The 24,492-nt window shown below is 71.9% G+C and carries 26 protein-coding genes; 5 read left to right on the top strand and 21 right to left on the bottom strand.

Annotated features, from left to right (window positions below; all coding sequences use genetic code 11):
* The first annotated feature begins 15 nt into the window (after positions 1-15).
* A complete protein-coding gene (locus tag ACQYWQ_RS16555; RefSeq protein ID WP_431035500.1) occupies positions 16-951 on the top strand; it encodes a serine/threonine dehydratase in 936 nt (311 codons plus the stop codon).
* A 33-nt stretch (positions 952-984) separates the two neighbouring features.
* Here ACQYWQ_RS16555 and ACQYWQ_RS16550 read toward each other — a convergent pair whose 3' ends face one another.
* From ACQYWQ_RS16550 to ACQYWQ_RS16535, 4 genes are all read right to left on the bottom strand, one after another.
* Positions 985-1,611: a hypothetical protein gene (locus ACQYWQ_RS16550; RefSeq protein ID WP_431035498.1), complete on the bottom strand. Its 627-nt coding sequence runs from the start codon at positions 1,609-1,611 to the stop codon at positions 985-987.
* Positions 1,612-1,647: 36 nt separating this feature from the next.
* Positions 1,648-3,639, bottom strand: a complete 1,992-nt coding sequence (locus tag ACQYWQ_RS16545) for a hypothetical protein (RefSeq protein ID WP_431035496.1) — start codon at positions 3,637-3,639, stop codon at positions 1,648-1,650.
* 28 nt (positions 3,640-3,667) lie between these two features.
* Entirely contained in the window at positions 3,668-4,000 is a 333-nt protein-coding gene (locus ACQYWQ_RS16540) for a hypothetical protein (RefSeq protein ID WP_431035495.1), read from the bottom strand.
* A 115-nt stretch (positions 4,001-4,115) separates the two neighbouring features.
* Positions 4,116-4,409 carry an alpha/beta fold hydrolase gene (locus tag ACQYWQ_RS16535; protein WP_431035494.1) on the bottom strand — a complete coding sequence of 98 codons (294 nt, stop codon included), beginning with the start codon at positions 4,407-4,409 and terminating at the stop codon, positions 4,116-4,118.
* Positions 4,410-4,599: 190 nt separating this feature from the next.
* On the opposite strand from ACQYWQ_RS16535, the gene ACQYWQ_RS16530 reads away from it, so the two are divergent.
* The gene (locus ACQYWQ_RS16530; protein WP_431035492.1) at positions 4,600-5,034 is read left to right on the top strand and encodes a VOC family protein; all 435 of its coding nucleotides are present in this window, start codon (positions 4,600-4,602) and stop codon (positions 5,032-5,034) included.
* A gap of 18 nt (positions 5,035-5,052) precedes the next feature.
* Here the strand turns inward: ACQYWQ_RS16530 and ACQYWQ_RS16525 are convergent, their stop codons facing one another.
* From ACQYWQ_RS16525 to ACQYWQ_RS16510, 4 genes are all read right to left on the bottom strand, one after another.
* Positions 5,053-5,973 carry a hypothetical protein gene (locus ACQYWQ_RS16525; protein WP_431035490.1) on the bottom strand — a complete coding sequence of 307 codons (921 nt, stop codon included), beginning with the start codon at positions 5,971-5,973 and terminating at the stop codon, positions 5,053-5,055.
* 865 nt (positions 5,974-6,838) lie between these two features.
* Positions 6,839-7,084 (bottom strand): DUF397 domain-containing protein, encoded by a 246-nt coding sequence (locus tag ACQYWQ_RS16520; RefSeq protein WP_431035489.1) that lies wholly within the window; start codon positions 7,082-7,084, stop codon positions 6,839-6,841.
* Positions 7,085-7,264: 180 nt separating this feature from the next.
* Positions 7,265-7,486, bottom strand: coding sequence for a DUF397 domain-containing protein (locus ACQYWQ_RS16515; RefSeq protein ID WP_431035487.1), 222 nt, complete (start codon positions 7,484-7,486; stop codon positions 7,265-7,267).
* Positions 7,483-8,358: a helix-turn-helix domain-containing protein gene (locus ACQYWQ_RS16510; RefSeq protein WP_431035485.1), complete on the bottom strand. Its 876-nt coding sequence runs from the start codon at positions 8,356-8,358 to the stop codon at positions 7,483-7,485. The genes ACQYWQ_RS16515 and ACQYWQ_RS16510 overlap by 4 nt, the downstream gene beginning before the upstream one ends.
* Before the next feature lie 414 nt (positions 8,359-8,772).
* Between ACQYWQ_RS16510 and ACQYWQ_RS16505 the strand changes: the two genes are divergently transcribed.
* Positions 8,773-9,216 carry an ATP-binding protein gene (locus ACQYWQ_RS16505; protein WP_431035483.1) on the top strand — a complete coding sequence of 148 codons (444 nt, stop codon included), beginning with the start codon at positions 8,773-8,775 and terminating at the stop codon, positions 9,214-9,216.
* A 108-nt stretch (positions 9,217-9,324) separates the two neighbouring features.
* On the opposite strand, the gene ACQYWQ_RS16500 is transcribed toward ACQYWQ_RS16505, so the two are convergent.
* From ACQYWQ_RS16500 to ACQYWQ_RS16480, 5 genes are all read right to left on the bottom strand, one after another.
* Positions 9,325-9,591: a hypothetical protein gene (locus tag ACQYWQ_RS16500; RefSeq protein ID WP_431035481.1), complete on the bottom strand. Its 267-nt coding sequence runs from the start codon at positions 9,589-9,591 to the stop codon at positions 9,325-9,327.
* A gap of 345 nt (positions 9,592-9,936) precedes the next feature.
* Positions 9,937-11,841, bottom strand: a complete 1,905-nt coding sequence (locus ACQYWQ_RS16495; protein ID WP_431035479.1) for a bifunctional metallophosphatase/5'-nucleotidase — start codon at positions 11,839-11,841, stop codon at positions 9,937-9,939.
* A 129-nt stretch (positions 11,842-11,970) separates the two neighbouring features.
* Positions 11,971-13,197, bottom strand: a complete 1,227-nt coding sequence (locus tag ACQYWQ_RS16490; RefSeq protein WP_431035477.1) for a GNAT family N-acetyltransferase — start codon at positions 13,195-13,197, stop codon at positions 11,971-11,973.
* A gap of 89 nt (positions 13,198-13,286) precedes the next feature.
* The gene (locus ACQYWQ_RS16485) at positions 13,287-14,249 is read right to left on the bottom strand and encodes an asparaginase (protein WP_431035476.1); all 963 of its coding nucleotides are present in this window, start codon (positions 14,247-14,249) and stop codon (positions 13,287-13,289) included.
* A 104-nt stretch (positions 14,250-14,353) separates the two neighbouring features.
* Positions 14,354-15,046, bottom strand: a complete 693-nt coding sequence (locus ACQYWQ_RS16480; protein ID WP_431035474.1) for an ABC transporter substrate-binding protein — start codon at positions 15,044-15,046, stop codon at positions 14,354-14,356.
* A gap of 322 nt (positions 15,047-15,368) precedes the next feature.
* Between ACQYWQ_RS16480 and dtd the strand changes: the two genes are divergently transcribed.
* The gene (gene dtd / locus ACQYWQ_RS16475) at positions 15,369-15,794 is read left to right on the top strand and encodes a D-aminoacyl-tRNA deacylase (protein WP_431035472.1); all 426 of its coding nucleotides are present in this window, start codon (positions 15,369-15,371) and stop codon (positions 15,792-15,794) included.
* 9 nt (positions 15,795-15,803) lie between these two features.
* On the opposite strand, the gene ACQYWQ_RS16470 is transcribed toward dtd, so the two are convergent.
* The 6 genes from ACQYWQ_RS16470 to ACQYWQ_RS16445 all read right to left on the bottom strand — a co-directional run bounded on the left by ACQYWQ_RS16470 (position 15,804) and on the right by ACQYWQ_RS16445 (position 21,131).
* Entirely contained in the window at positions 15,804-16,784 is a 981-nt protein-coding gene (locus tag ACQYWQ_RS16470; protein ID WP_431035470.1) for a YgfZ/GcvT domain-containing protein, read from the bottom strand.
* Between the two features lie 34 nt (positions 16,785-16,818).
* Complete coding sequence (locus ACQYWQ_RS16465) at positions 16,819-17,286, bottom strand: Fur family transcriptional regulator (RefSeq protein WP_431035468.1); 468 nt, start codon at positions 17,284-17,286, stop codon at positions 16,819-16,821.
* Between the two features lie 84 nt (positions 17,287-17,370).
* Positions 17,371-17,943 (bottom strand): FABP family protein, encoded by a 573-nt coding sequence (locus ACQYWQ_RS16460; protein WP_431035466.1) that lies wholly within the window; start codon positions 17,941-17,943, stop codon positions 17,371-17,373.
* Positions 17,944-18,298: 355 nt separating this feature from the next.
* Positions 18,299-19,195: a hypothetical protein gene (locus ACQYWQ_RS16455; RefSeq protein ID WP_431035464.1), complete on the bottom strand. Its 897-nt coding sequence runs from the start codon at positions 19,193-19,195 to the stop codon at positions 18,299-18,301.
* Positions 19,192-20,310: a hypothetical protein gene (locus ACQYWQ_RS16450; RefSeq protein ID WP_431035462.1), complete on the bottom strand. Its 1,119-nt coding sequence runs from the start codon at positions 20,308-20,310 to the stop codon at positions 19,192-19,194. Before ACQYWQ_RS16450 ends, ACQYWQ_RS16455 begins: the two co-directional genes overlap by 4 nt.
* Positions 20,307-21,131, bottom strand: coding sequence for a hypothetical protein (locus tag ACQYWQ_RS16445; protein WP_431035460.1), 825 nt, complete (start codon positions 21,129-21,131; stop codon positions 20,307-20,309). Before ACQYWQ_RS16445 ends, ACQYWQ_RS16450 begins: the two co-directional genes overlap by 4 nt.
* 127 nt (positions 21,132-21,258) lie before the next feature.
* Here ACQYWQ_RS16445 and ACQYWQ_RS16440 point away from each other — a divergent pair, with 127 nt between their 5' ends.
* Entirely contained in the window at positions 21,259-21,621 is a 363-nt protein-coding gene (locus ACQYWQ_RS16440) for a DsrE family protein (RefSeq protein ID WP_431035458.1), read from the top strand.
* Here the strand turns inward: ACQYWQ_RS16440 and ACQYWQ_RS16435 are convergent.
* Positions 21,587-22,723, bottom strand: coding sequence for a hypothetical protein (locus ACQYWQ_RS16435; RefSeq protein ID WP_431035456.1), 1,137 nt, complete (start codon positions 22,721-22,723; stop codon positions 21,587-21,589). The genes ACQYWQ_RS16440 and ACQYWQ_RS16435 overlap by 35 nt on opposite strands.
* Positions 22,720-24,318: a M48 family metallopeptidase gene (locus ACQYWQ_RS16430; protein WP_431035454.1), complete on the bottom strand. Its 1,599-nt coding sequence runs from the start codon at positions 24,316-24,318 to the stop codon at positions 22,720-22,722. Before ACQYWQ_RS16430 ends, ACQYWQ_RS16435 begins: the two co-directional genes overlap by 4 nt.
* Between the last annotated feature and the right edge of the window lie 174 nt (positions 24,319-24,492).

Below are 24,492 nucleotides of genomic sequence, written 5' to 3'. Positions count from 1 at the left end.
CCCTCCAGGAGACCCATGCCCCCGCTGACGTACGACGAGATCAGGACGGCGCGCGACAGGATCGCCGGGCACGTGCGACGGGCCGCCGTGGCACCCTTCGCGCCCGGGGTGTGGAACGCCCTGGAGTTCACGCAGCACACGGGGAGCTTCAAGGCGCGCGGGGCGTGGAACTTCGTCGCGGCGCACCGCGAGGCGGGCACGCTCCCGGAGGCCGGGGTGACGATCGCTTCGGGCGGGAACGCGGGGCTCGCGTGCGCGTGGGCGGCGCGCGAGGCGGGCGTACCGGCGACGGTGTTCCTGCCGCAGAACGCGCCGCGGGTGAAGGTGGACAGGCTCGCGGAGTACGGGGCGCGGGTGCGGCTCGTGGGCAGGGAGTACGCGGAGGCGGCGGCGTCCTGCGCGGAGTTCGCCGCCGGCTCCGGCGCGCTGCTCTCGCACGCGTACGACGACGCGCTGATCGCGGCGGGCGCGGGCACGCTGCTGGAGGAGATCCTGGAGCAGGTCCCCGGCCTGGACACGGTCGTGGTGGCGGTCGGCGGCGGCGGCCTGTTCGCTGGGGTCGCGACGGCGGCCCACCACCACGGCATCCGCACGGTGGGCGTGGAACCGACGCACTGCGCGGCGCTGTGGGAGGCGGCGCGGGTCGGCGAAGTGATCGACGTGGTGCCGGACTCGGTGGCGGCGGACTCCCTGGGAGCGCGCCGAGCGACGGAGTTGGCGCTGACGGCCGCCCAGCACCCGCTGTCCACGCTCCTGACCGTCCCGGACGAGGCGATCGTCCGCACCCGCCGCGACCTCTGGGACCACCACCGCCTGGCAGTGGAACACGCGGCGGCAACGGCCCTGTCGGCCCTGACGACCTCCGCCTTCATCCCCGCCCCGGAGGAACGCGTGGCAGTCATCCTCTGCGGAGCCAACACCGACCCGGCCACCCTCTCGGACAACCGCTGACGCGGAACCTGCCCCCGAGGGGCCCCGGGCCCATCACCCCTCCGGCAACCGCGCGGGCACCTCGCACTCGGCGTCCCTGTGCACCTGCCGGGCGAAGTCGACGGCGAGTTCCTTGAGCACCGACGTGGACTTGGCGTCGCTCGCTTCGAGCGGCGTCTGCGCGATGACGGTCACCACCATGCGATTCATTTCCGGCTTCGTCGTCACCTTCTTCCGACAAGTCGTCCCGACAAAAGCCATTCTCGGCCCCGCCCACGCCTTGTCCCCGGCTTCGAACGGCTCCAGCCCCACCCCGTACTCCCGATGGACGACCTCACCATCCCGCGCTTCGGTCCAGCCGAGCGCCGTCCGGTGCGCATAGAAGTTCAGCAGGTATTGCCGGTCCCTCAACTTGCCACCATAGACGTCACATCCGCTCGCGAAGATATCATCACCATGTTTCATCAGCGGCGCGAAAGAGTAAGAAGTATTCTCGGGCAACACGGATCGAAAAATTTCCGCCGCACGTTCCCGATGCGGAACGTTCGAGCAAACATCCCCGGCAGCGATATGGCCCCGCCCGTCAGCAAGGGCTCCTTGCCACGCCGCTATCCCCAATCCTCCGGCGAAAAACACAGCCGCGAGGGCCATGCTCAGTATAATTTTCGTTTTGGCGGTCATTGTCAGAAACCTCGCCACTCCCGCACTCCATCCCGGTCAGGAATTCTCCTCCAGAGAGGCGTTCTCGAACCCACTCACCAGAGTCTTCGCGTCAGCGAGCCCTTCTCCCGCCCTCGTACCTGCCCTCGACGCGGCTCCCGGGTCATGTGACGCAGCTTTAGCAGCCTCCTGCACAGTCGTGAGGACGGAGAAGTGCACTTTTGAATCCTTGGAAAAATCCTCGTACACTTGCGCCTTCTCCTTTCCGTCTTTCCCGAACCCATCAACAATCCCGTTGAACACTTCGTCTGCGGCGGTGCCTGCGAGGTCTCCGGCGAGATCACTCCCCGGACCGGTGAATCGAGAGGTCACGAGGCCGGTCGCAGTGCCCACGAGCGTCCCACCCCACGTGCTCACCCCCTCCTTCCAGCCGTCGCTTCTGGCCTGCTCCTCGGCATGCCCGTGCGCGATCTCGGCGTTCTTCCCCCCGATGATGATTCCTTGGAAGTATCCGGAGTCCCAGGCCAGTTGATCGATAGTTTGCTCGCGGTTTCTCGGATAGTGCCCCAAATCGGCCCCGCCGTCAAACGCCTGCATAAGCTGTGCTGAGTAGGCATGCTCGCCTATGTTCAGCCGGTCGAACCCCTCCTTATTTTTCCCCACCGTGTACAGAAAGAGGGCGGCATCGGGTTCATCCTGCTTGAGCGGAGCCCGCACGCCCGTCACGGCATAGAGTTCCTTGGCGAACTGCCGGTCGTGACTGATCGCTTCCTTGAGGTCCGGCATGTACTCAGCCGACATGTTTGCCATGCTGTCCGACAGGAAACCGCGTTTCAGCAGACGGTCTCGGTCGTACGCGACCGAGTGCACGATGTCCCGAAACAACTCCGCCTGTGCCTTCGAGTGCTTCAAGTCGTCCGCCGTTGCGACGTCACCCAGCCGATGCCCCGTCGTCGCCGCCTCCAGCGCGTGCCCCAGGGAGTTCAGGCCCGTCACGCTTTCCTTGCCGGGGGCGCTGTCGTCGGGCCATTTTCTGGTCTCGAAGAGGTACGTGAAATGGGACTGCTTCTTGCCCTTGGCGTCCTTGCCCTCTGCCGCGAAGAATGTCGTGGCCGCGTCGGGGCTGTTGGCAAGCGCCTTCATGAAGCCCGTCATGGGGTCGTTGCCCAGGTCGTTGCCGGCGTGGTGGGAGATGCCGCCGTCCATCGCGTCGCCGTGGTAGCCGACTCCCCGGCTGAACTGGTTCTCGCGGTCCTTCGTCACGAGCGCCGTTCCGTAGTCCGTCAGAAAGGCGTCGTCGAAATCCCCGTACCGCATGAGGTTGCTCATGACGACGAAGCCGTCCGGACCGGAGCCGGCCGCCGTGTCGCCCTCGCGTATCCGCTTGCCGCCCAGCGCGATCATGTCCCTTTTCCACGCCTTCATCGCAAGCGTGTCGGAGTTCGTGGCGGCGGCGAGGGTGAGGCTCAGGTTCCGCTGGAAGTCCCCCCACTGCTCCTGTCTCGCCGCGATCCCGCCGCCCCCGCCGCGTGGGGGCGACCCCGCAAGGGACAGCCCGTCCCAGAACAGCAGCGTCCCCTTCGCCCCCAGTGCCGCCGCGAATGTCTCCGCGAAGGGGTATTCGTCGCGGTTGTCCGCCAGCAGGGTGTTCAGTTCGTCGAATTCGGACGCGCTCAGGTCCTTCGGGTCCTTCTTCGCGAGGGCGACGGCGCGCTTGGCCGCCCGTCTTGCCTCCTTCACCGCCGCCGGGTTCACCAGCGCCTCGTTGATCCGCACCATGCCCTCGTGCCCCGCGAATCCGGGGGCGCCCTCCGCCAGGGAGAGGTGGTATCTCCGTTTCAGCATGGGCAGTTCGTCCCTCGCCCATGAGGCGCTGTGCACGATCCCCTGGAGTTCGCTCTGCCCGATTCCGTAGCTCGCGAGCTGGTTCTTGAAGTACAGGGCCCGGTCGCGAAGGGTCTCGTGACCGTGCTCGACCGAAGCGATGACCTTCTTGAACCTGTCCGGGTCGATCCCGGAGAAATTCCCCGAGGTGGCGTCCGGGTCCATGCGCTTTCCCTTCCCTCTCAGCGCCTCTTCAGAGCATCCGCCGGTTGCGGCTCATCGCCGCCGCCTCTTCCGGAGTCACCTGCGCGGGCATGGAGTTGATACGGCGCCGTACGTCTTCGAGTACGGCGTCGATGCGTTCGCGCACCTTCGTGCGGTGCCCCGCCACCTCGCCGTGCCACCGCTCGGCCGTATCGCCCACCCAGGCCAGCGCGGCGGTCGCGCTCCCCTTGCCGACCTCCGTCTCGGCCGGCTCGAAGGCGAGGACGAGGTCCGTCCGCTCGTTCACCAACGCCTGGCGCAGGCCCTCAAGCCGTGCGCGATCCGGATTGTCGACCTTGGGCTTCGCTTCCTCGGCGGCCATCGTTCCCCCCGGACTCCGACGTTCCTGGCACGCACCGAAACTAGTCCGGTACACCGCGTGCCCACCAGGGCCGGGGGCCCGCAGGCCCACACAACTCCCGTGCAATCGCCGGGAATCACGTCCGGAGCGCCTCCGCCACCGCTCGCGCGAATCCCTCCGGGCTGTCCAGCATGTTGTGGTGCCCGCACTCCGGTACGGCCCTCACCCGCACGCCCGCCGCGCGCAACGCCTCCGCCCCGGGGACCGAGCCGTCCACCTCGGGGTGGAGGTACGCACGGGGGACGGCGTGCCGCTCCCGTACGCCCCGTACCTCCGTACCGGCCGCCGCCACCTCGCTCCGCTGGAGCGCCACCCGCCCCACGAGGTGCGCGTACCGCGCGGCGAGGAGGACGGCGATGGCCCCGCCCATGCTGTGCCCGATGACGTCGGCACCCGCGTACGCCCGCCGACTCCGTCGCGAGGGCGAGGAAATCGGCGGCGTCCGCACCCGCCGCCTTCGGACCTCGACGGCGCCACCGCGTGACGGGGCGCGTGACGGGCCCGCGCACCGGCCCGTAAATCGGCTGGCCCCGCCCTTCCCTTCCCCTTACGGTGCTCCGGTGCCCGCGATCCGTGAAATCCAAGTGACCGTCGACTGTGCCGATCCCGTCCGCCTCGCCGCCTTCTGGTGCGAGGTCCTCGGCTACGTCCTTCCCGAAGCGTCCGAGGAGTACGGGAGTTGGGCGGAGTACGGACGCGCCGTCCCGCGCGAGGAGCAGCCGGGCTACTTCGCCTGCTCCGACCCGACGGGCGCGGGTCCGCGCCTGCTCTTCCAGCGCGTGCCCGAGGGCAAGACGGTCAAGAACCGCGTCCACATCGACGTACGGGCGGGCAAGGGCCTCGTCGGGGACGAGCGCCTCGCGACGCTCCAAGCGGAACAGGCCCGTCTCGAAGCCCTCGGCGCGGTCCACCTGTACACCCAACTCGCAGACGAGGAGAACGAGTCGTGCGTCACGATGCAGGACATCGAGGGCAACGAGTTCTGCCTGGACTGAGTCCCGGCCCCCGACCGCTCACCACCTGTCGGCGGCAGAGCCCCGCTCCGCCTGACAATCCCGGCACCGCCCCGGCCCGTCCCGCAAGGCCCGCTCGCAGACGTCGCAGCTGTGCCACCAGCGGGAGAGCCGTACGTCGGGAAGGTTCGCGGGCTCGACGGGCGCTGAATCGGCCCTGAAGGTGGTCGGCAGCTTCGCGGGCCGCGCGGGGAGGTCGCTGACGAGGCGGTGCGCGAGGAAGGCGGCGGGCCGGTGGATGTGCTGCGGCAGTTGCGCGAGCAGCGCGGCGCGCAACACGTCCCGGTCCAGGTCCCGCTCCAGCCACGCGGCGGCGAGCGGCGTGAGCCGCGCGAGGTCCCTCTCGGGGAGGACGAGCCGGGGGTCCTCCCGGTGAAGGGTCGAGAGGACGTGGGCGGCGACGACGTGCGTACGGGGCGGCGGGGCCGGGGCGGCAGGCGCCGCGACGGCGGACGCGGTGTCGCGTACGGGCGCGGGCACCCTCTCCGGCGCAGCACGCGCCTCCTCGCGTACGGGCGCCTCCTCCCGTACGGGCGCCTCCTCCCGTACGGGCGCCGGGTGCGTCTCCCGTACGGACGCGGAACGCTCCTCCCGTACGGCCGGGCGCGCCTCCTCCCGTACGGCCCCTGCGGGCTCCGCCACGACGGGCTCGACCAAGACCGCCTCCGGTCCGTCGTCCCGGACCGGGACGGTGTGGATGAAGGTGCGCGTGATGATCCTGCCGGTGGGAAGCCGGGAGGTCTCGCGGCGCAGGAAGCCGACCGCTTCGAGCCGCCGGAGGGCGCCGGAGATGGCGTGCTCGCCGTGGTGCGGATCGCGTTCCGTCAACGCCTTGATCGAGACCTTCGTCCCTTCGGGGACGGAAAGCATGTACGTGGCGATGCCGATCGCGAGGTAGTCGAGGTTCCTGTGCTGGGCCAATGCGTTGGAGACGACGCAGAACTCGCGGTCGAGGCGAGTCCGGACGTGCGTAACGCCCCGCGAGGCACGCCGACGGCGGATAAGCTGTGAGGCATCCATAGGGAAGGTCTGTTTCCTTGTGGTCATCCACGGGGAAGGTCTTCAGGCTTCCTTCGTGGTCGGCCCCCGCCTCGGGATCGCGACTCCCGACGGGGGCCATTTACATGGCCGTTGGCCGGAGCATATGCCCGCCAAACCCCAGTTCTCCCCGATATCCCGATCTATCACCCAACAGAGTGAAGCCTCCGCGCCCGCGCGGCTCCTCGCGCACCGGCGCACACGCGCACGCGAATCCCGGAGCCACAGGACGACGGCCGGAAGGCAGGTTGGTTCTTTCTGCCAGTTCTTTGGAAGAAGGCGCGAGCCGATCGAGGTCCCGGCTTCCCCGGCCCGTACGGCCGTACCGGGTCCCGACTTTCACGGCTGGTCCCACCTGCGGAAACACGGAAGAGCCCGGCCGTGCACATCCCGCAGGGACCAGGGCTCGCCGCCGCGTTCCGGCTCGCCGAAGCTCGTGCAGCCGAGGGGGACGGCCGGAAACGTCCAGTCCGGTCTTCCCGCGCTCGATGTATCGGCTGGTCCCGAAGCCAGGCGGCGGAGCGCACTCCCCCGCAAGCGCTGAGGCGGGTCCCTCCGGGCGGCGACCGCACCGGCCCCTGAGACCGGCCCCCGGCCACCCGCCGAGTCGTTCTCTCCTCAGAAGGTACGGTCCCAAGCCACGCCCACCGCAACTCCGCCCCGCCTCCGGCCCGATCCAGCCGGCCGGTGGGGCGCTGGGGCCGAAGACAAAGCGAGGCGAGTGGACCCGCCCACGCGGGCCGGTGGCTCAGAGCACGTCGGCGGCGAGAGCGGCGCAGAAGTCGGCCCACTGCGGGGCGGGGTAGCGGAGCGGGGTGAGCGCGGTGTCTTTCGAGTCGCGGATGGCGATGGCGTCGGGCAACGGCGCCGCTTCGACGCAGTTCTCCGCCCCGGTGCTGTAGGAGGACGTGAACCAGGCCGCCTCAATGCAGTTGTTGGCGGCGTTGCTGTACGAGGACTTGAACCAGGCGAGGTGTGGAGCGGGATCGGTCATGATGCGTCCCTCCTACTGAACGGGGCAGTCGAGCGCCGGTGGTGGCGACTGAGCCGTAGCGCCATGACAGCACCCGAACCGACCACCGGCAACAGTGCCTCGCATACGTGGGGCCGGGGCATGACAGCGGGCCCTCCCCGCTTGCTCCGAGGAGGGCCCCATCGTGAGGTGGTGCGGTGATCAGAGGGCGCCGGAGACGACCCCGTCGCAGAACGCGGTCCACTGGGCGGAGGTGTAGCGGAGAGGGGTGAGGGAGGTGTCCTTCGAGTCGCGGAGGGCGATGCCGCCGGGGAGCCGTGCTGCCTCGACACAGTTGTTGGCGCCAGCGCTGTAGGAGGACTTGAACCAGCCCGCCCCCATGAGATCGCGTGTGCGCAGGCCAGACGCCAGAAGAGTTGTCACGTGTCCATTCCGTTCATGATGTTTCTGATCTTCATGCGTGAAGCATCCACAGACAGGGCTGTGGCGACCACGCGAGCGAAGGCGTCCTCGAACACCTTCACGTCCTCGGCGCCTTCAACAAAGTGGCTGCCCTGGAGATTCTCCAGGTTGACCACTGTCGGCCACGGGTCCGGGAAGTGCACGATCTCGATCGGTCCGATCATGCTGGGGTGGGCCGTCCCCCGTAGATCAAGCACCTGAATGGTGACATTCGGCAGATCGGACATGTCGAGCAGGTGCCGCAACTGCTCGCGCATCATGTGGGGCTGCTCGGCCGAGGTCATGTGAAGCACTGCTTCGTGGATCACGGCCCACAGTTTGAGCGGGGCACGACCGCCCGGACGCGTAGTGAGTATGGCTTGCCGCGCCCGACGAAGTTCCGCGAGAGCGTGCACTTCCTCTTGGGTCTGGGTAATCCCCGTGGCCGCGATGATCTCGCGGGCGTAGGCGCTGGTTTGAAGCAGGCCAGGCATTACGGGGCCGGTCACCTGTTCGGCGTCAGCGTCCGCCTCCAGGTCGAGAAAGTCCCGGTACGAGTCGACCAGCACATCCCCGTACGGCCGCCACCACCCTCGCTTACCCGCATCCTTGGCCAGGTTCGTCAGCGCTGTCACGACCTGCGGGTCCTCCGCGCCGAAGAGCTTGAGCAGCGACTCGACCTCCTGGGGAGTCACCCTCCCCTTCGCGTTCTCGACGCGCGAGTACTTGCTCTCGGCCCAGCCCATCGCCTCGGCCGCCGCGCGGCTCTCCAGGCCGGCAGCGGTGCGACGCCTTCGCAGCTCATTGCCCAGTCGCCTGCGGCGCAGGGTGGGGACGGCCCTCTGGTTCGGCATGTGGTGCTGACACCTCCGGTGGGTGAGCGGGCACAGGTGAAGTCTGGCAGCTACGGGGTGTGTTGACGAACCGATAGGTGGCTCCGCACCCCCGCTGGTGCTGAATGTACCGCGCCGGGTGCCGCAATCGAGCAACCGAATATTCCATCGATTTTGAATTTAGGTGACTCACTTGCCGGTTACGGGTGCGGCACGTCACACTCTTCTTGCGGATTCCGTGACGGAGCGATCGCGCTCAGTGAGGGGATTCCGAGCGTCTCGGCCTTCTCACCTGTAAGTCGAGGTCCTCACATGCACCTGAACCCCATCCCCAGCACTCCGGCCGCCGGAGGCGGGCCCCCCGCCCGCCCACGCCCCTTCGTCCCGCTACCTCACCCGAACGGCGTACGGCTGACCGCCGAGGAGCGGAACGACGTGAACGAGTACGACGACCTCGCCCCCTGCGCGGACCGCGCCCCCGGCGCCTTCGCCTCCGGCGTCGGCGTGCCCGCTTACAACGAAGTGCTGCCCCGTATCGGCGAGTCGGCGGCTCCGGCGCGGCGGCTGGTCCGCCTGGCGCTCGCGGTGTGGGGGCTCGACGCGCTCGCGGACGCCGCCACGCTCGTCGTGTCGGAACTCGTCGCGAACGCGGTCACGCACGCGCGGGGCGAGACGATCCGGGTCGTGGTGGCGCGACTCGACGGGCGAGGCGCGGAGATCGCGGTCTCGGACTCCTCGCGCGCCCGCCCCGTGCTGCGCCCGGCAGGGCCCGAAGCCCTCCGTGGGCGGGGGCTGTTGCTCGTGGAGACGTACGCGACGCAATGGGGGACGGAGTCGAAGCCGTGGGGGAAGCGGGTCTGGGCGGAGGTACGGGGGTGAGTGCCGCCCCGGAGGAAGTGTGTGCGCGATGCGCCGAGTTGAGGCGCCAGGAGGTGGCCGCCGAGGCGGTCGGGGACTACTCCCGTGCCACCGACTGCCGCGTCCTCATCAAGCGGCACCCGCACGAAGGGGGTGGGCGAGCGCGGCCAGCAGGCCGCAGGTGACCAGGCGCATGCCTCCGGTCTGGTTCCGCTCGGAGAAGTCCGCGGACACCACGTGCCGGGTGAGGAGCCGGTGCAGGCGACACGAGACGGATGGTCGGCCCGGCGGGGGGATCAGCATCGAGCGGGAAAGGCTTACGAGGACCTTCTGCCGGTAGCTCCACAGGGCGGACTCATTGATCGCCCTGCCCGCGAACGCCATCGCGTCCAGCACCGTCGTCTTCCCGGAAGCGTTCGCCCCGAAGAGCCCCGCCACCCGGTTGGTGACCGCCCCCCCCAGTCGCCGTCCTTCGGGCGCACCGCGGCGAAGCCGGACTTCGTCAGCACGAGTTCCGTGGTGTCCCGGAGGGACTTGTGGTTCGTCGAGCGGAATCCCAGCAGCACCGGTGCACGCTCCTGGCTGTCGTTTCGGTCCGCTATCGGGCGATACTCGCCCTCTGCCCTGATCACATCGCGCATTGTCCGCCGCTTCACCGCCGGCGTTTCCCGACGCGCAAGGGCCCCGTTCCCCGCCGTCACGCGGCAGGTACGGGGCCCCGGTGGGGGTGGGATCAGGTGCTCACTTGAGGACCGTGATGCGGTCCGCCTTCGGTGGGGGCAGGGGGCTCGATGCCGAGGAGTTGGCCGTCAGGTAGTCGTTGAAGGCCGCCAGGTCGTCGCCGCCGACCAGGGGGTCGGTGCCCTGGCCCAGGGACGTGAAGCCGTCGCCTCCGCCGGAGAGGAAGCTGTTCATCGCGACGCGGTAGGAGGCCGCGGGGTCGATCGGCTCCCCGTTCAGGCGGATCGACGCGGTGTCGACCCTGGCGGCTCCGGACTTCGTCAGGTCGAGCCGGTACGTCAGGCCCTGCGAGACCTGGAGGATCTTCGGAGAGTTCTCGTTCGGGCCGCTCACCTGCTCCTCCAGCGCGCTCACGAGCTGCGCGCCCGTCAGCGTCACGAGGTTGACCGTGTTGCTGAAGGGCTGCACCGTGAACGCCTCGCCGTAGGTCACGACGCCGTCGCCCTCGCTGCCGCTCGCCGCGTGCACGAGGTCCGCGCGGATGCCGCCCGGGTTCATGAGCGCGAGCGACGTGCTCGGGTCCAGGGTCTTCGCGTGGGCGAGCTGCGCGTCCGCGATCAGGTCGCCGAGCGGCTGCTCGGGCTCCGTACCGCGCGGGACGTCACCGGAGATGTAGCCGACCGCCTGGTTCGCGACCGGGGCCGCCAGGGTGTTCCAGCGGCTGATGAGGGCCGTCATGTCGGCGGCCTTCGGCTGCGTACGGCTCACCACGTGGTTCGCCGACTCCACCTTCGTACGGACGATGTCGTGCGTGCGGCGGTCGTACGTGAGAGTGGTGTCCGTGTACAGGCGGCCGAAGGAGGACGCCGAGGTGACCAGGCGCGGATTGCCCGCCGGGTCCGGGATCGTGCACACGTACGCGTTGTGCGTGTGGCCCGTGACGAGCGCGTCCACCTTGGGGCTGATGCCCTTCGCGATGTCCACGATCGGGCCGGAGATCCCGCCGCCCGCCGTCGGCGCGTCGCAGTCGGCGTTGTACGCGCCGCTCGCGGGCAGTCCGCCTTCGTGGATGAGCGCCACGATCGACTTCACGCCCTGCTTGTCGAGTTCCTTCGCGTACGTGTTGATCGTCTCGACCTCGTCGTGGAACGTCAGGCCCTTGACGCCCTCCGCCGTGACGATGTCGGGCGTGCCTTCGAGCGTGACGCCGATGAAGCCGATCTTGACGCCGTTCTTCTTCCACACCCAGTACGGCTTCAGGAGCGGCTTGCCCGTCTTCTCCTTCGTCACGTTCGCCGTGAGGTAGGGGAAGTCGGCGCCCCGGAACTTCTTGCCCTTCTCGTAGCAGCCGTCGTCCGGGTGGCAACCGCCGTTCTGCATCCGGGACAGCTCGGTGGCACCCTCGTCGAACTCGTGGTTGCCGACGCTCGTGACATCGAGGTCGAGCTTGTTCATCGCCTCGATCGTCGGTTCGTCGTGGAAGAGCCCCGACAGAAGCGGGCTCGCGCCGATGAGGTCCCCCGCCGCCGCCGTCACCGAGTACGGGTGGCCCTTGCGCGCCGTACGGAGCGAGGAGGCCAGGTACTCGACGCCGCCCGCCTCGACCGTCTTCGTCGTCCCGTCCGGCTGGAGTTCGGTGAGGGCTCCGGAGGAGCCCGCCGGGGGTTCGAGATTGCCGTGGAAGTCGTTGAAGGAGAGCAACTGGACATCGACGGTACGGGAGTTCGGGGCGGGCTCGGGGCCGTTCCCGTGACCCGGGTGACCGTGGCCAGGGTGACCGTGCGACGGCTTGCCGTGCGCCGGCTGTCCGTGCCCCGGCTTGCCGTGCGACGGGTGGCCGGGTGCCGGGTGGCCGTGTGCCGCCGCCGGGCTCGCGGCCGTCAGCGCGGCCACGGTGGCCAGTCCTGCGGCAACGGTCAGGAGGCGGCGGCCTCTTCGGGGCGGGCGGGGTGGCGTGGCGGGCATAGGGGTCCCCTCGTGCGCTCGGGAGATTCGCTGTGCGGAGCCTGTACGGACACGGTGCCCGTACGGGCGGCAGGATACGGTCAACGCGCGTAGCACGGCGAGGTTTTGGGTGACGCGGGGCGGTACGGCTCAGAAACCGTCGGGGCACCAGGGGCGCCGGGCGGTGCGCAGCACCCGTTCGGCGCGGGCCGCCGCCCCCGCCGCGCGCTCGGCCACCAGCCCCGCTTCCGCGAGCGCGAGCGGGGAGCCGTCCCCCAGCCAGAGCCGCGCCAGGCAGGAGACGTCGAGCACGAGTTCGGGTTCCTCCTCGGTCCGCTCGACCTGCCCCTTGCCGTCCGCTCCCGCCGTCAGCCTGTACGTGCCCGCCGCCGGGCCGCTCGCGTCGGTGACGCCGAGCACGAGGCTGCCGGGTGCCTCGTACGTACGGGCCTCGAAGGCCGCGACGACGTCGAGCACCCGCACCCACAGGAAGTCGGTGAGGCGCGTGATCCTCGCCGCGCGCGGATCGGGCAGCAGCAGCGGGAGGACGTCGTCCGGGGCCCTGTGGTACGCCTCGACGTGCGTGACGTGGTCGATCGTGCACAGGTACGTCCACAGCGCGCGCCGGGCGGTCCGCGTCGTGGCCAGGAAATCGTGGACCCTGGCGGTACGGGAGGTGTCGTCCGCCTCGTAGCAGAGCAGGCCCGCCGGGGTGCCGTCCGCCTCCCTGTGCAGGACGTACACCGGCTCCTTCCAGCCCGGGGCGCGCCAGCCGGTCCCGGTGAGGGCGCGCCACCACGCGGCGTCCCTGCTGATCGCGCCCGGCTGGGTGGCGAGGAAGCGGGCGTGCAGCGCCGGGCCGTGCGCCAAGGCCGCCTCGGCGCCGACGAGTTCGAGCCGCCCGTCGGCCGCGGGGAGCGCGCGCTGCCGGTCGATGCCGGTGGCGGCGACATCGACGCGCCAGTCGAGCGAGTGCGTCGCGGGCCCGAAACCGAAGCGCCCGTAGATCGGGTACTCGGCCGAGATGAGCGTCGCGAGCGCCTCGCCCCTCGCCTGCGCCCCCGCCAGCTCGGCGGCCATCATGCGGCGCAGGACGCCGCGCCTGCGGTGCGTCGGCGCGACGGAGACCCCGCTGATGGCGTCGGCCTCGACCTGCCCGCCGCCGACCGCCGTGACGCGCTGCGGGAAGGAACGCAGCGTGCCCGCGCAACCGCCCTCGTCGAAGGCGCCCGTGTAGCGGGACTCGCCGAAGGCGGCGGCGAGTTCGGCGAGGCGCTCGGCGGGGACGGTGAGCGGTTCGAGGAAGGCGGTGCGCACCACCCCGAGCCAGGCGGGGAGTTCGTCGGGGCCGGTCAGGGGGCGTATGTCGAGGGGCATGGCGGCAGGTTAGGCGGCGCGGCCGCAGGGGGGCCATCCGGTTTCCCGCCGGTGCGGGAGGGGCGTGCCCGTCCCGCACCGGCGGCCCCTCAGAACGTCGACCGCACCTCCCCGACCACCGCCGCGCCACCCGTCAGCGGCACGTCCCCGACGCGGTCGATCACCGGGTCGTCCACGCCGAGGAGTTCCAGGCCCCGCGCGAGGACGGTCCGCAGGGCGCGGCCGCCGCCGTCGTCGATCTTGAAGGCGAGCGCGGAGCCGTCGGGGAGCGCGACGGCCTGCACGGCCTCGGCGCCCATCTTCGAGAGGACCCCGGGAACGGCCCGCATGAGCCACGTGTCCGGGCGGCGCGTGCCCGCCACGTACTCCGGGTGCGCGCGCATCGCCGCGGCGACGCGGCCCTCGGCGCTCGTCGGGTCGGCGAGGACGAAGGAGCGGAAGGCGCGGGCGAGGCCCGTGAGGGTCAGCGCCATGAGCGGCGCGCCGCAGCCGTCGATGCCGAGCGCGGAGATCTCCTCGCCCGCGGCCTCCTCGACGCAGTCGCGCACGAGGAGCTGGAGCGGGTGCCCCGGGTCGAGGTACGAGCCGGTCGGCCAGCCCGCGGCCTTGCAGGCGGCGAGCATCGCGGTGTGCTTGCCCGAGCAGTTCATGGTGAGCCGGGTCCTGACCTCGCCGGCCGCGAGGTACGTCTCGGCCTCCTCGGGATCGAGGGGCAGGTCGGGCGGGCACTGGAGCTGCGCGGGGTCAAGTCCGTGCTCCGCGAGCATCGTCCTTACGAGCGAACGGTGGAAGGGCTCACCGGAGTGACTCGCCGCGGCGAGGGCCAGTCTGGGGCCCTCCAGGTCGAGTCCCGCGCGCAGCACGGCGGCCGCCTGCATCGGCTTGTTCGCCGAGCGCGGGAAGACGGGTGCGGCCGGGTCACCGAGGACGGTGCGGACGGAGCCGTCGGGGGCGAGCAGGACGAGGCTGCCGCGGTGCCTGCTCTCGGGGAAGCCTGACCGTACGACCTCGGCGAGGACAGGGGCGACGGTCTGCGGCGAGATGGTGCTCATGGGGGGTGGTACGGCCTTCCGGGCGGGCGTCCCGCCCCCTCGGCCCCCGGTCCCGCACGCCCCCGCGGGGCGGCACGACCGGGGGCGGCGGGATCACCGCCTCGTCACAGGAGCAGGTCGTCTACTTGCGCTTCTCCCTCACGGTACCTGCGGGCGATCTCCGCGCTGCACCCGTCGGCGGTGCGCTGGAGGGCGAGACGGCGGCGCGAGACGTCCGCCTCGTACGCGAGCAGGCGGGCCCTGCCGCGCGACAACTCCTCGTCGGTACGGGCCGCGAGGTCCGAGAGGGCGACCTCCTGGAGCATCGTTCCCGCGAGCCGGTCCGCCTCCTCGCCGTCCGGCGTCACGACGCCGAGGTGCCGTGCCGACGACCGGTGCCGGGGCGGTCCGTCCCGCAGGATGCCCGCGAGGCGCGCGACGACGTCGGCGTCGCCCGGCCCCGCGACGGCGGGGGGCGCGGAGCGGGGGACGGGGGGTGCCGGGGGCGCGGGCGGCGCGTCCCGCGTGGACCGGGTGCCCCGTCCGGGCGGCGCGGGCGGCGTGGTGCGGCCGCGGATCTCGGCGGTGAGGATGTCGATCCGGCCGTGCAGCATCCTTCGTACGTAGCTGAGTTCGGCCTCCTCGCGGCCCGAGACCCGCCGCAGCTCGCGCAGTTCGGGCAGCGTGAGCCCCGCGAGGCGGGCCGCGGTCTCCGCGCTCCCCCCCTCGCGCGACCGCGGCGCGCAGGCCGTGGCCCAGGCGTGGGCGGTGCCCTCGGTGCGCGTGGTGGGGGCCGCGAGGGCCCCGGGGTGTCTCATGGCTGAGCTGTTCATGTGGTTCCGTCCCCTCGACCGCGCCTCGCGGCGCTGGATGCATTCTGCTCCCGCCGGACGGCCGTTGTGTCCAACTGGCCGCATTCGCGGGATGTTGAACCGTTAGCTACCGCTTTATGTGTGCACGTCCGGACCGGGATGGCGGGAGGCGGGGGCCCGGCAGGATGCAGCCATGCGGCGCAGCGCATGAGGGCGTACGGGGTGGAGCGAAGGGGGCGGAGGGGGGCGCCCCGGGGTGGGGGTGTGCGCCCCGGTGGGCGCCCCCCCTTTCGGCCTTCGTCGTGGGCGGCGCGGTTGAATGGGGCCCATGCGAGCGGTCGTGCAGAGAGTGGACGGGGCCAGTGTCGTCGTGGCCGACGAGGTGGTCGGGGAGATCACGGGCGAGGGCCTGTGCGTCCTCGTCGGGGTGACGCACGAGGACACCCCGGCGAAGGCCGCTCAACTGGCCAGGAAGCTGTGGTCCCTTCGGGTGCTGCACGACGAGAAGTCGTGCTCCGACACCGGCGCCCCGCTCCTCGTCGTCAGCCAGTTCACGCTGTACGGGGACGCGCGCAAGGGCCGCCGCCCCACGTGGAACGCGGCGGCCCCCGGCGAGGTCGCCGAGCCCCTCGTGGACGAGGTCGTACGGTGCCTGCGCGCGCTCGGGGCGCAGGTCGCCACGGGTCGCTTCGGCGCCTCGATGCGGGTCTCGCTGACGAACGACGGGCCGTTCACCGTCCTGCTGGAGATGTAGTCCCGCGGGCTAGGGGGCGACCACGACTTCCTGCGCCGCCGCCGTCTCCTCCGCCAGGAGCGGGGCGTCGGCGGGCACGTTCCGCTTGATGAGGCCGAGCGCGATCGGGCCGAGTTCGTGGTGGCGGGCCGAGGTCGTGACGAAGCCGAGTACGCGGCTCTCGGGGCCCTCGGCGGCGAGGCGGAGCGGGGCGCCGTGGGGCGGGAGGTGGACCTCGCTGCCGTCCAGGTGGAGGAAGACGAGGCGGCGCGGGGGCTTCCCCAGGTTGTGGACGCGCGCGACGGTCTCCTGGCCCCGGTAGCAGCCCTTGTCGAGGTGGACGGCGCTCGCGAGCCAGCCGACCTCGTGCGGGATGGTGCGGTGGTCGGTCTCGAAGCCGAGCCTGGGGCGGTGCGCCTCGACGCGCAGCGCCTCCAGGGCGAGCAGCCCGATCGCGGGCCCGGCGGCCTCGGCGAAGGCGGCAAGCTCCGCACGGGGCAGGAAGACGTCCCTGCCCGCCGGGGTCTCCCGCACCGCCGCGCCCTGCGGCGTCGGCGTGATCGACCCCGCGGGCAGGTGCACGACCGCGTACTCCTCGGTGCGGTCCACGACCTCGACGCGGTAGAAGAACTTCATGCTCTCCAGGTAGGCGGCGAGGGCCTCGCGCGTGCCGGGCTCGACGTGGAGCCACGTCGTGGTGCCGTCGTCGACGAGCGAGAGGTGGTGCTCGACGTGGCCGTTGGCGGAGAGGACCAGGGCCTCGGTGGCCTGCCCGGCGGGCAGCTCGCTGACGTGCTGCGTGAGCAGCAGGTGCAGCCAGGCGAGCCGCTCGGGCCCGGAGACGGCGAGCACCCCGCGGTGCGAGAGGTCGACGAAGCCGCGCCCGTCGGCGAGGGCGCGTTGCTCGCGGAAGAGATCGCCGTAGTGCGCGGCGACCCCGGCGTCCACGCCTTCGGCGGCGACGGCTCCGGGAAGGGTGAGGAGCGGGCTCTGCGACTCGGTCGTCTTCATATCCACGAAGGGTACGACCCCGCGGGAGCCGGGGTTATTCCGGCGGGGTACGGGGGTGCGCGGCGTCCGCGGCCGGGCGCTCGCGGTCCTCGCGGCAGTTGCGGCAGCGGCCGAAGATCGCGAAGTGCTTGAGGTCGGTCTCGAAGCCGAACTCCTCGCGGAGCTTGCGCGCGAAGGCGTCGGCGCTCGCGGCCTCGGTCTCGATGACGTCGGCGCAGTCGCGGCACACCAGGTGCAGGTGGTCGTGGCGGTCGGCGAGGTGGTACGTGGGGGCGCCGTGGCCGAGGTGCGCGTGGCTGACGAGGTTCAGTTCCTCCAGCAGCTCCAGGGTGCGGTAGACCGTCGAGATGTTGATGCCCGAGGCCGTCTTGCGCACCTCGCAGAGGATGTCGTCGGGGGTCGCGTGTTCGAGCGCGTCGACGGCCTCCAGAACGAGCTGGCGCTGCGGCGTCAGCCGGTAGCCGCGCTGCCTGAGGTCGCTCTTCCAGTCGGTGCTCACCACACGACCAGTGTAGGCGCGGGGCCGGAAAGCGGGACCGGACCGCGAAAGGCGGCCCCGGCCCCGTACGGCGGCGCCGGAGGCGGCCTACTTGAAGAACGCGATGCCGTCGTCGGGCATGTCCGGCAGGTTGCGGGCCATCTCGGCGACCTGCTCGGGGCTCACGACCTTCTTGAGCTGCGCGGACATGTACGGGCGCAGGCTGACCTCGGGGGTCTGCTTCTCGCCGACCCACAGCAGGTCGCTGTTGACGTACCCGTACAGGCGCTTGCCGCCGCTGTAGGGCTCGGCCGCCTCGACACGGGCCACGGCGTCCGTGACGAGGTCGATCTGCGGCTTGCCCTCGGCGAGCTGCCCGTACCAGACCTCGACGACACCGCTGTCCCGCGTCATGACGGTCTCGACCTGGCGGTCCTTGCCGATCCGCCAGAACCCGGACTCGGACTCCAGCGGGCCCACCTTCTCGCCGTCCTTGTCGAGGACCCAGGTGTGCGAGGTGTATTCCAGGAAGTCCCTGCCGTCGTGGCTGAAGGTGAGTTCCTGCCCGAAGTTGCACTTCTCGGCGCCGGGGAAGTCGAAGACGCCCGCGCCCGCCCAGTCGCCCAGGAGCCAGGCGAGGGGGACGAGGTCGCGGTGGAGGTCTGAGGGGATCTCGATCATGGCGTGCGTGCTCAGCGATCTCTCGGTGTACGGCGGTGGGGGCGGCGACGGCTTGCGGCGGCCACGCGGGACGGGCTCAGCGCTGGCCCTGGTACAGCTTCTTCAGCGAGAGGCCCGCGAAGGCGAGGACGCCGACGCAGACGAGCACGAGGAGAGTCGTGTAGATGGCCTCAAGCATGGACGTGCTCCTTGGGAGGGGCGGACCGCGTGGTCGCGGGACCCGGTGGTCGGGCGGCACTCAGCTTAAACGGAGGCGGCGCGCGGGGTGGGGGCGAGGGCGGCCGGGTGGGGGTACCGGGCGCCCTCGCCGGGCGGGCGGGGCCGGGTGGCCCGCCCAGGGGGTCAGGCCAGGGGGTCAGGCCAGGAGCTGGCCCTGGAGGATCAGCGTCTGGCGGAAGGGGACAGCGGGGGCGCGGCCCGCGTGGTCGGTGATCACGAAGGCGATCGTGTCCCCCATCCGCAGGTATCCGTACCGGACCTGCCGCGCCCCGAACGGCGCCTGCTCCACGTACGCGAACCCCGAGCCCGCCCCATACGCCGAAGGGAACGGTTCCCAGCCGGGATCACGCTCGCTGAGCGAGGAACCGAGCGGTTCCACGGTGGGCCGTGCGGGGCTCCCCGCGATGTTCTCGCCGAGAAAGGAGCCCGCGTATCCGGCGCCGGGGAACCGCAGCAGGTAGACCCGCGCGTGGGTGCCGTCCGGCATCGTCCAGCCGCGCGCGGTGACCTGGCGCAGCCCGGTCACGTCGAGGCCGTCGCGCAGCTTGGCGCGGTCCTCCTTGCCGTACTCGGCGAGGTAACGGTCCACGGGCACGATGCCGCCGGGCAGCGCCTTGTCCGGCTTCGCGCCCGCGGGGGCGGGGATCAGCAGGTCGCGCGGGTCGGCGAAGTGGGTCCCCGCCCTGTTGGCGCGGTCCCCCGGCTTGGGCTCACCTGCGCGCAGCGCGGGCAGCGACAGCTCGGGATAGTCCCAGCGGCCGTCGCTCTTCGTGGACAGCCCCGGCACGTCCGCGCGGTGCAGCGAGGTGATGTACGCGGCGGAGCCCCCGGCGAGCCCCGCGCACAGGACGACGGCGAGTCCCCAGCGCACGGCCGCGCGCAGCCCGCGCCGCTCGCGCGGCGCGGTGCGGGGCGCGGCGGGCGGTGCCCCGTCGGAACCGGACACAGTCTCGACGCCGGAGACCGCGGTCCCCGGCTCCGGGGGGACGGCCGGGGGTTCGGCAGGGGCGGGCGGGAGAAGCTGGTCGGTCATACGGCGGTCCCCGTGGACTTGAGGCGGTCGAGCTGGCGGGCGAAGAAACGGGTGGCGGCGCTCTTGTCGAGCGGTGTGGAGCCCGTGACGTCCAGGGCGGCGAGGAGATCGCCGTGCGTACCGAGGCACGTCAGCCCGCCGACGCCGCTCTTCTCGCCGTTCCGGTCCCGCTTCTCGGGTACCACGAAGCACTGGGCGTCCTTGGCGTGCCCCGGCACCGCGGGCCCCTTGGCCAGCACGCCCTTCAGGACCTTCACCGTCGCCTTCAGACTGGCGGAGGCCGACCTGCCCTCCTTGCTCCGCGAGAGCGTGACGTAGTAGACGGCGTCCGCCTCGGGCGTCGCGTAGCTGCGCATCGCGAGTGCGCGCGGCGCCGCTTCGCGCAGCAACTTCTCCAGGCGCTCGCCCTCGGGGTCGCCCCCGGCGCCGGCCGTGGAGAAGAGATCGCCGACCTGGCGGGAGTTCAGTTCGACATCGTTCCCGTCCTTGTTCACGTACGGGCCGAGCGAGTAGCCGTGCGGCACGGGCAGCAGCTGGCGCTGCAACTCGCCGCGCGTGCTGCCCTTGCCGTAGTCGCTCTCCGGCCTCGCCGGGCCGTCGACCTCGCGGTCCCACAGGCGGGTGGCGACGGTACGGTCCGCGCCCCCGGCACTCGACTTCGCGTAGGCGAAGGAACCGGTACCGGAACCGAGGAGGACGAGGAGGGGGAGCGCGTAGGCGAGGGCGGTGCGGAGACGGGGACGGCGGGGGGCGGAGGCGGCGAGGGGCTCGGGCTGGACAGGTGCGGCGGGCTCGGCGGGCTCGTCCTGAGCGGCGGGCTCGGCGGGCTCGCCCTGAGCGGCGGGCTCGGCGGGCTCGGCAGAAGCCGCGTGCTCGGCGGGTTCAGGGACGGGGGCCGGTGCGGGAGCGGTCACCGGTGCGGGAGCGGTCTCCGGTGCGGCGGTGCGCGCCGCGTTCCCTTCCGCGCTCCCGGGAGCGATGCCGGTCGTGCCGGTCGCGCCGTGGGCGCCGGTCTCGCCGTTCACGCCGGTCTCGCGGTTGGCGCCGGTCTCGCCGTTCACGCCGGTCTCGCGGTTGGCGCCGGTCTCGCCGGTCTTGTTCTTCTCGTCGCTCACAGGCGCTCCCACTGCTTCTTCGCGAGCCCCAGGAGCAGCTTTTCATCGAGCGGCTTGGTGTCCCAGAACGTCATGTCCATGAGAACGGAGCCCCGGGAGCCGATCACCCTGCCGGACCAGGAGGGGGCGTACCCCGCCTCGGCGGGCTCCTTCCAGGTGAGGACCCGGGTGCCGGGCGGGCCGTCCAGGGTCTTCATGTCCCGGTACGTCTCCTCCATCGTGATGCCCTTGCCCCAGTCCAGCGCGACGTTCGCCGCCTGCGCCCGGAGGCTGGGCGCGTACTCCAGCAGCCGTACCTGGCCCACGAGTTCGCCGGGTCCGCTCCAGTCGTCACCCGCGATGCGGGCGACCCCGTCGGCGATCTGTTCCTCCAGCATCTCGGCCGGGTACAGGTAGTCGTGGACGTACAGGGCAAGGTCGCCCGCGCGCGCGAAGCCCTCGCCGAACGTCCTGTGCCCCTCCTCCGCCTGCCGCCACCCCTTCGGCCTCGGTACCACGAGCCGGTCCAGGCCGCCGCGCAGGACGAGTTGGTGGTCCTCGTTCTCCTCCAGGGGCGGGCGGGAGCCCTTGGCGTCCGCCGGGAGCGTCTTCTTCGGGTAGCTCAGCTCCGCCTGGGCGAGCGGCGGGAGCTGCTTCGGGTGCCGGTCCGCCTGGACGCGGTAGCCGTAGGCCGTACCGCCCCCGAGCCCGAGCACGGCCGCGGCGACGAGCAACAGCGTCGTCGCCCCGCGGGGGCGCCGCGGCCGGGTACGGGCCACGGGCGCCGCCGCTTCCCCCTCCTCCCCTTGTTCCTCCCGCTTCCTGCGTTCGCGCAGGTTCACGCAATCCCCCCACTCGTGTCGGAAAAGTGACTTTTTGCCAAAATTTATGAATGCCCTATGCAACCGTCTGCACAGGAGACCCACAATCCCCGCAGGGAGTTGTACCCCGCACCGTTACGATTCGGCCATGTCGAAAAAGCTGGTGATCAAGGTGACGGCGGGCGCGGACGCGCCCGAGCGCTGCTCGCAGGCCTTCACGGTCGCCTCGGTGGCGGTGGCGAGCGGCGTCGAGGTCTCGCTGTGGCTCACGGGCGAGTCCGCGTGGTTCGCCCTCCCGGGCCGCGCGGCCACGTTCGAACTCCCGCACTCCGCACCGCTTCCTGACCTCATCGAGGCGATCCAGGCGGGCGGCACGATCACGCTGTGCACGCAGTGCGCGGCGCGCAGGGACATCGAGCGGAAAGACGTCCTGGAGGGCGTACGGATCGCGGGCGCGCAGGTCTTCGTGAGCGAGATCATGAAGGACGGCGTGCAGGCGCTCGTCTACTGACCCGGGCCGCCCCGCCCGGCCGCCCCGCCTTGCGCAGCATCGCGTCGCGGACCTCCTCGTACGGGACCGCCGGGTTCGGCCAGTACACCCAGGGCGCGGCGCCGATGTAGCCGTCGACCAGGCGGAACTGCTCCAGCGCCTCCGCGTACCGCCGCTGCCTGGCCAGGAAGAAGGCCGTGTAGTGGCGCAGGCGGCGGGCGGCAGGGGCCTCGGGTGCCGCGGCGAGCGCGGCGAGGGCCGCGTCGGTCGCCGCGCGCGCCTCCCGGCTCGTGAAGGGGCGCCTCAGTTCGTCCGCGTGCTCGTAGCGGGCGATGAGCGGCAGGAGCGTGAGCATCGAGGCGGGCGGCGCCGTCGCCGCCGCGTGCTCGGCGAACGTCATCGCGAGTTCCTTCGACCCCTGCCACTTCGCGCACCAGTACTGGAGCGCCGCGCAGTGGCCGTCGAAGTGGTACGGGTCGAGCGCGACGAGCCGCGCCCACAGTTCCCGCATCGCCTCGTGCGAGTCGGCCAGGCCGTAGCTGAGCGGGATGTGGAACGCGAGCGGGGTCGGGTCCTGCGGGTTCAGCTCGATGGCGCGCGCCATGTCGGCGCGGGCCTGGTGGAGCACCTGGTGGAAGCCGCGGAACTGCTCGCGCGTGGTCTCGTGCGCGCGGCGGGTGCCCCGGATGTTCCAGGCGAGACGGATCGTGGACTCCCCTCGTACGAGGGCCGCGTCGGGATCGTCGGGCCGTTCCTTCTCCCAGGCGGCGAGCCAGGCGTCGTCGTCCGCGGCGAGCCGCGCGAGCCGCGCGGTGTGCTGGTACCTCGCCCACCAGTCGGTTCCCGCCCCGCGCAGGAGCGCGGCCGCCGGTTCCCACGCGCCGCGCACGGCGGCTTCGCAGGCGGCGTCGGCGCGCGGGTCCGACGGCTCGCCCCGCTTGGTGTCGAGCCGGGCGCGCGGCACGAACCCGGCCGCCGCCGCCCTCTCGCGTGCACGGTCGCGCACCGTGGCTCCGGCGTCGCTCGGCAGCAGGATTCCTTCGCGCCTGTCCCGGCGCTGCTTGCGCCACGACAGGAGGAACGACACGGCCATGAAGGCGAGCGCTCCGACGACTGCGGTCATACGAGTCCGTCCTTCGGTGCTTGCGGGCCGTTCCCCAGCGCGCACAGCGCGCGCAGCGGCCCGGTGTCGGGGCGATCGGCGAGGGCGGCATCGATCGCGTCTTCGAGGGCGGGCGCGCCGTCCTCACGCCCTCCTTCGCCCGCCTCCAGCGGCGCCCCGCCCTCGCCCGTGAGCACCGCGGCGTGCGGGCCCTCCCAGGAGAACTCCCAGCGCAGCCGCCCCCGTACGGCGAAATCGGCGAGCACCATGCGGTGCAGCTGCGCGCGCAGGAGCGGCCGCAGCATCGCGCGGCGCGCGCGGCCCTTCGCCGCGCGGGTCCCGGCCGAGGCGGGCAGGTGGCGGGCGAGTTCCCACAGCTCGCCCGCCTCGATCACGGAGAGGAGCGTGGGCAGTCCGGCCGTGCCCTTCTCGCGCCGGAGGGCACGGGGCAGCGGGGCGTTCTGGTCGCCGAGCAGGGCGTTCATGGAGCGGGTGAGGAGGTCGGGCCAGTCGGCGGCGCGCGACCACGTACCGGAGGACGGCACCTTGAGCGCCGCGTCCTCCAGCGCGATGAGCACCGCCTCCGGCCCGTCGAGGAGCGCGAAGGCCGCCGCCCGGCCCTCGTCGGCGCGTCCGTCGTCCGCCGCCTCCTCGACGCGGCGCACGCGCGCGGCGAGCGGCGGGTGCGCGTCGTAGGGCGAGGCCGCCACCTCGGGCAACTCGGTGCGCATCGGCACGAGTTCGAGCTGCCTGGCGTCGAGCAGCCGCCCGTACCCGCCGAAGACCTCGCCGCGCGGGGGCAGGAGTCCCTGATCGGCCGCGGCGAGGGCGTAGCGGTCGAGGTAGAAGGCGAAGGAGGTCTCCAGCCCGGGGAGTTCGCGCAGCGCCGCGGCTGTCGCCGCACGGCCGGCGAGGCGCGCGGCGAGCCGATCGGCCGCGTACTCCCGGCGGTGCGCGTCCCGGAGCGTGACGCGCAGGGCGAAGGAGCCGTAGCCGATGTACGGCTTGGCGAGCCAACGACGCCAGGAAGCACGCCACCTGGCTCCTCCCCCGGCGTCCCCTGCCCGCAAGTGCGCGACGACACGGCTGATGTGGGTGCGCAGCCGCGAGGCGAGGGGGCTCACGCGCGTGTCCGCGGGCGCGTCGTGCCCCAGCTCGTGGGCGAGCACCGCACGCAACTGCGCCTCCGTGAGGCCCTGGAGGAGCGGGAAGCCGAGGTACAGCTCGCGCCGCCCGGGGACGAGCCCGAGGAGCCGGGTGCGTTCGCCGAGCGCCGCGCCGACGTCGGCGGTGAGCAGGAGGCGCGCCGGGACGCGGGTGCCCGCCGCTTCGGCGAGCGCGCGCACCAGCTCCCACAGCCTCGGCTGCGCTTCGGGCGTCAGCACGACGCCGTGCGGTTCCTCGCGGCGCGGGGCGCGCACGCGCGCGAGGCCGCACGCGAGCGGGACGGCGAGGACGGCGGACAGCGCGTAGAGCAGGATGGCGCCGCTCCCGTGCCGCCCGGAGGCCGCGAGGGCCCAGTCCCCGAGCGCGAGCAGCGCGAGCGGCACGGGGCCGACGAGAAAGAAACCGGCGAGCGGTACGAGAGCGCGCGGCGCGCGCGTGAATGCGCCCATCGGGCGTGGTCCCCCCACGGAACACGGAAAGTGGCATCGGGCCCGGGCCGTGGGGCGGTGCGCGGCCGGCGTGAACCGGGGGGCATCGGGCGCGAACGGCCAGGTGAGGGGAGTATTTCGCGCGAGTTGTGTGCGAGGCAAGAAGGATTCGTGAAGCTGCCACGTACGTCCTGT

Origin of the sequence: Streptomyces sp. P6-2-1 (assembly GCF_050613165.1) — a bacterium.
Taxonomy (GTDB): Bacteria; Actinomycetota; Actinomycetes; order Streptomycetales; family Streptomycetaceae; genus Streptomyces.
This window is presented reverse-complemented; position numbering and strand designations above follow the sequence as displayed.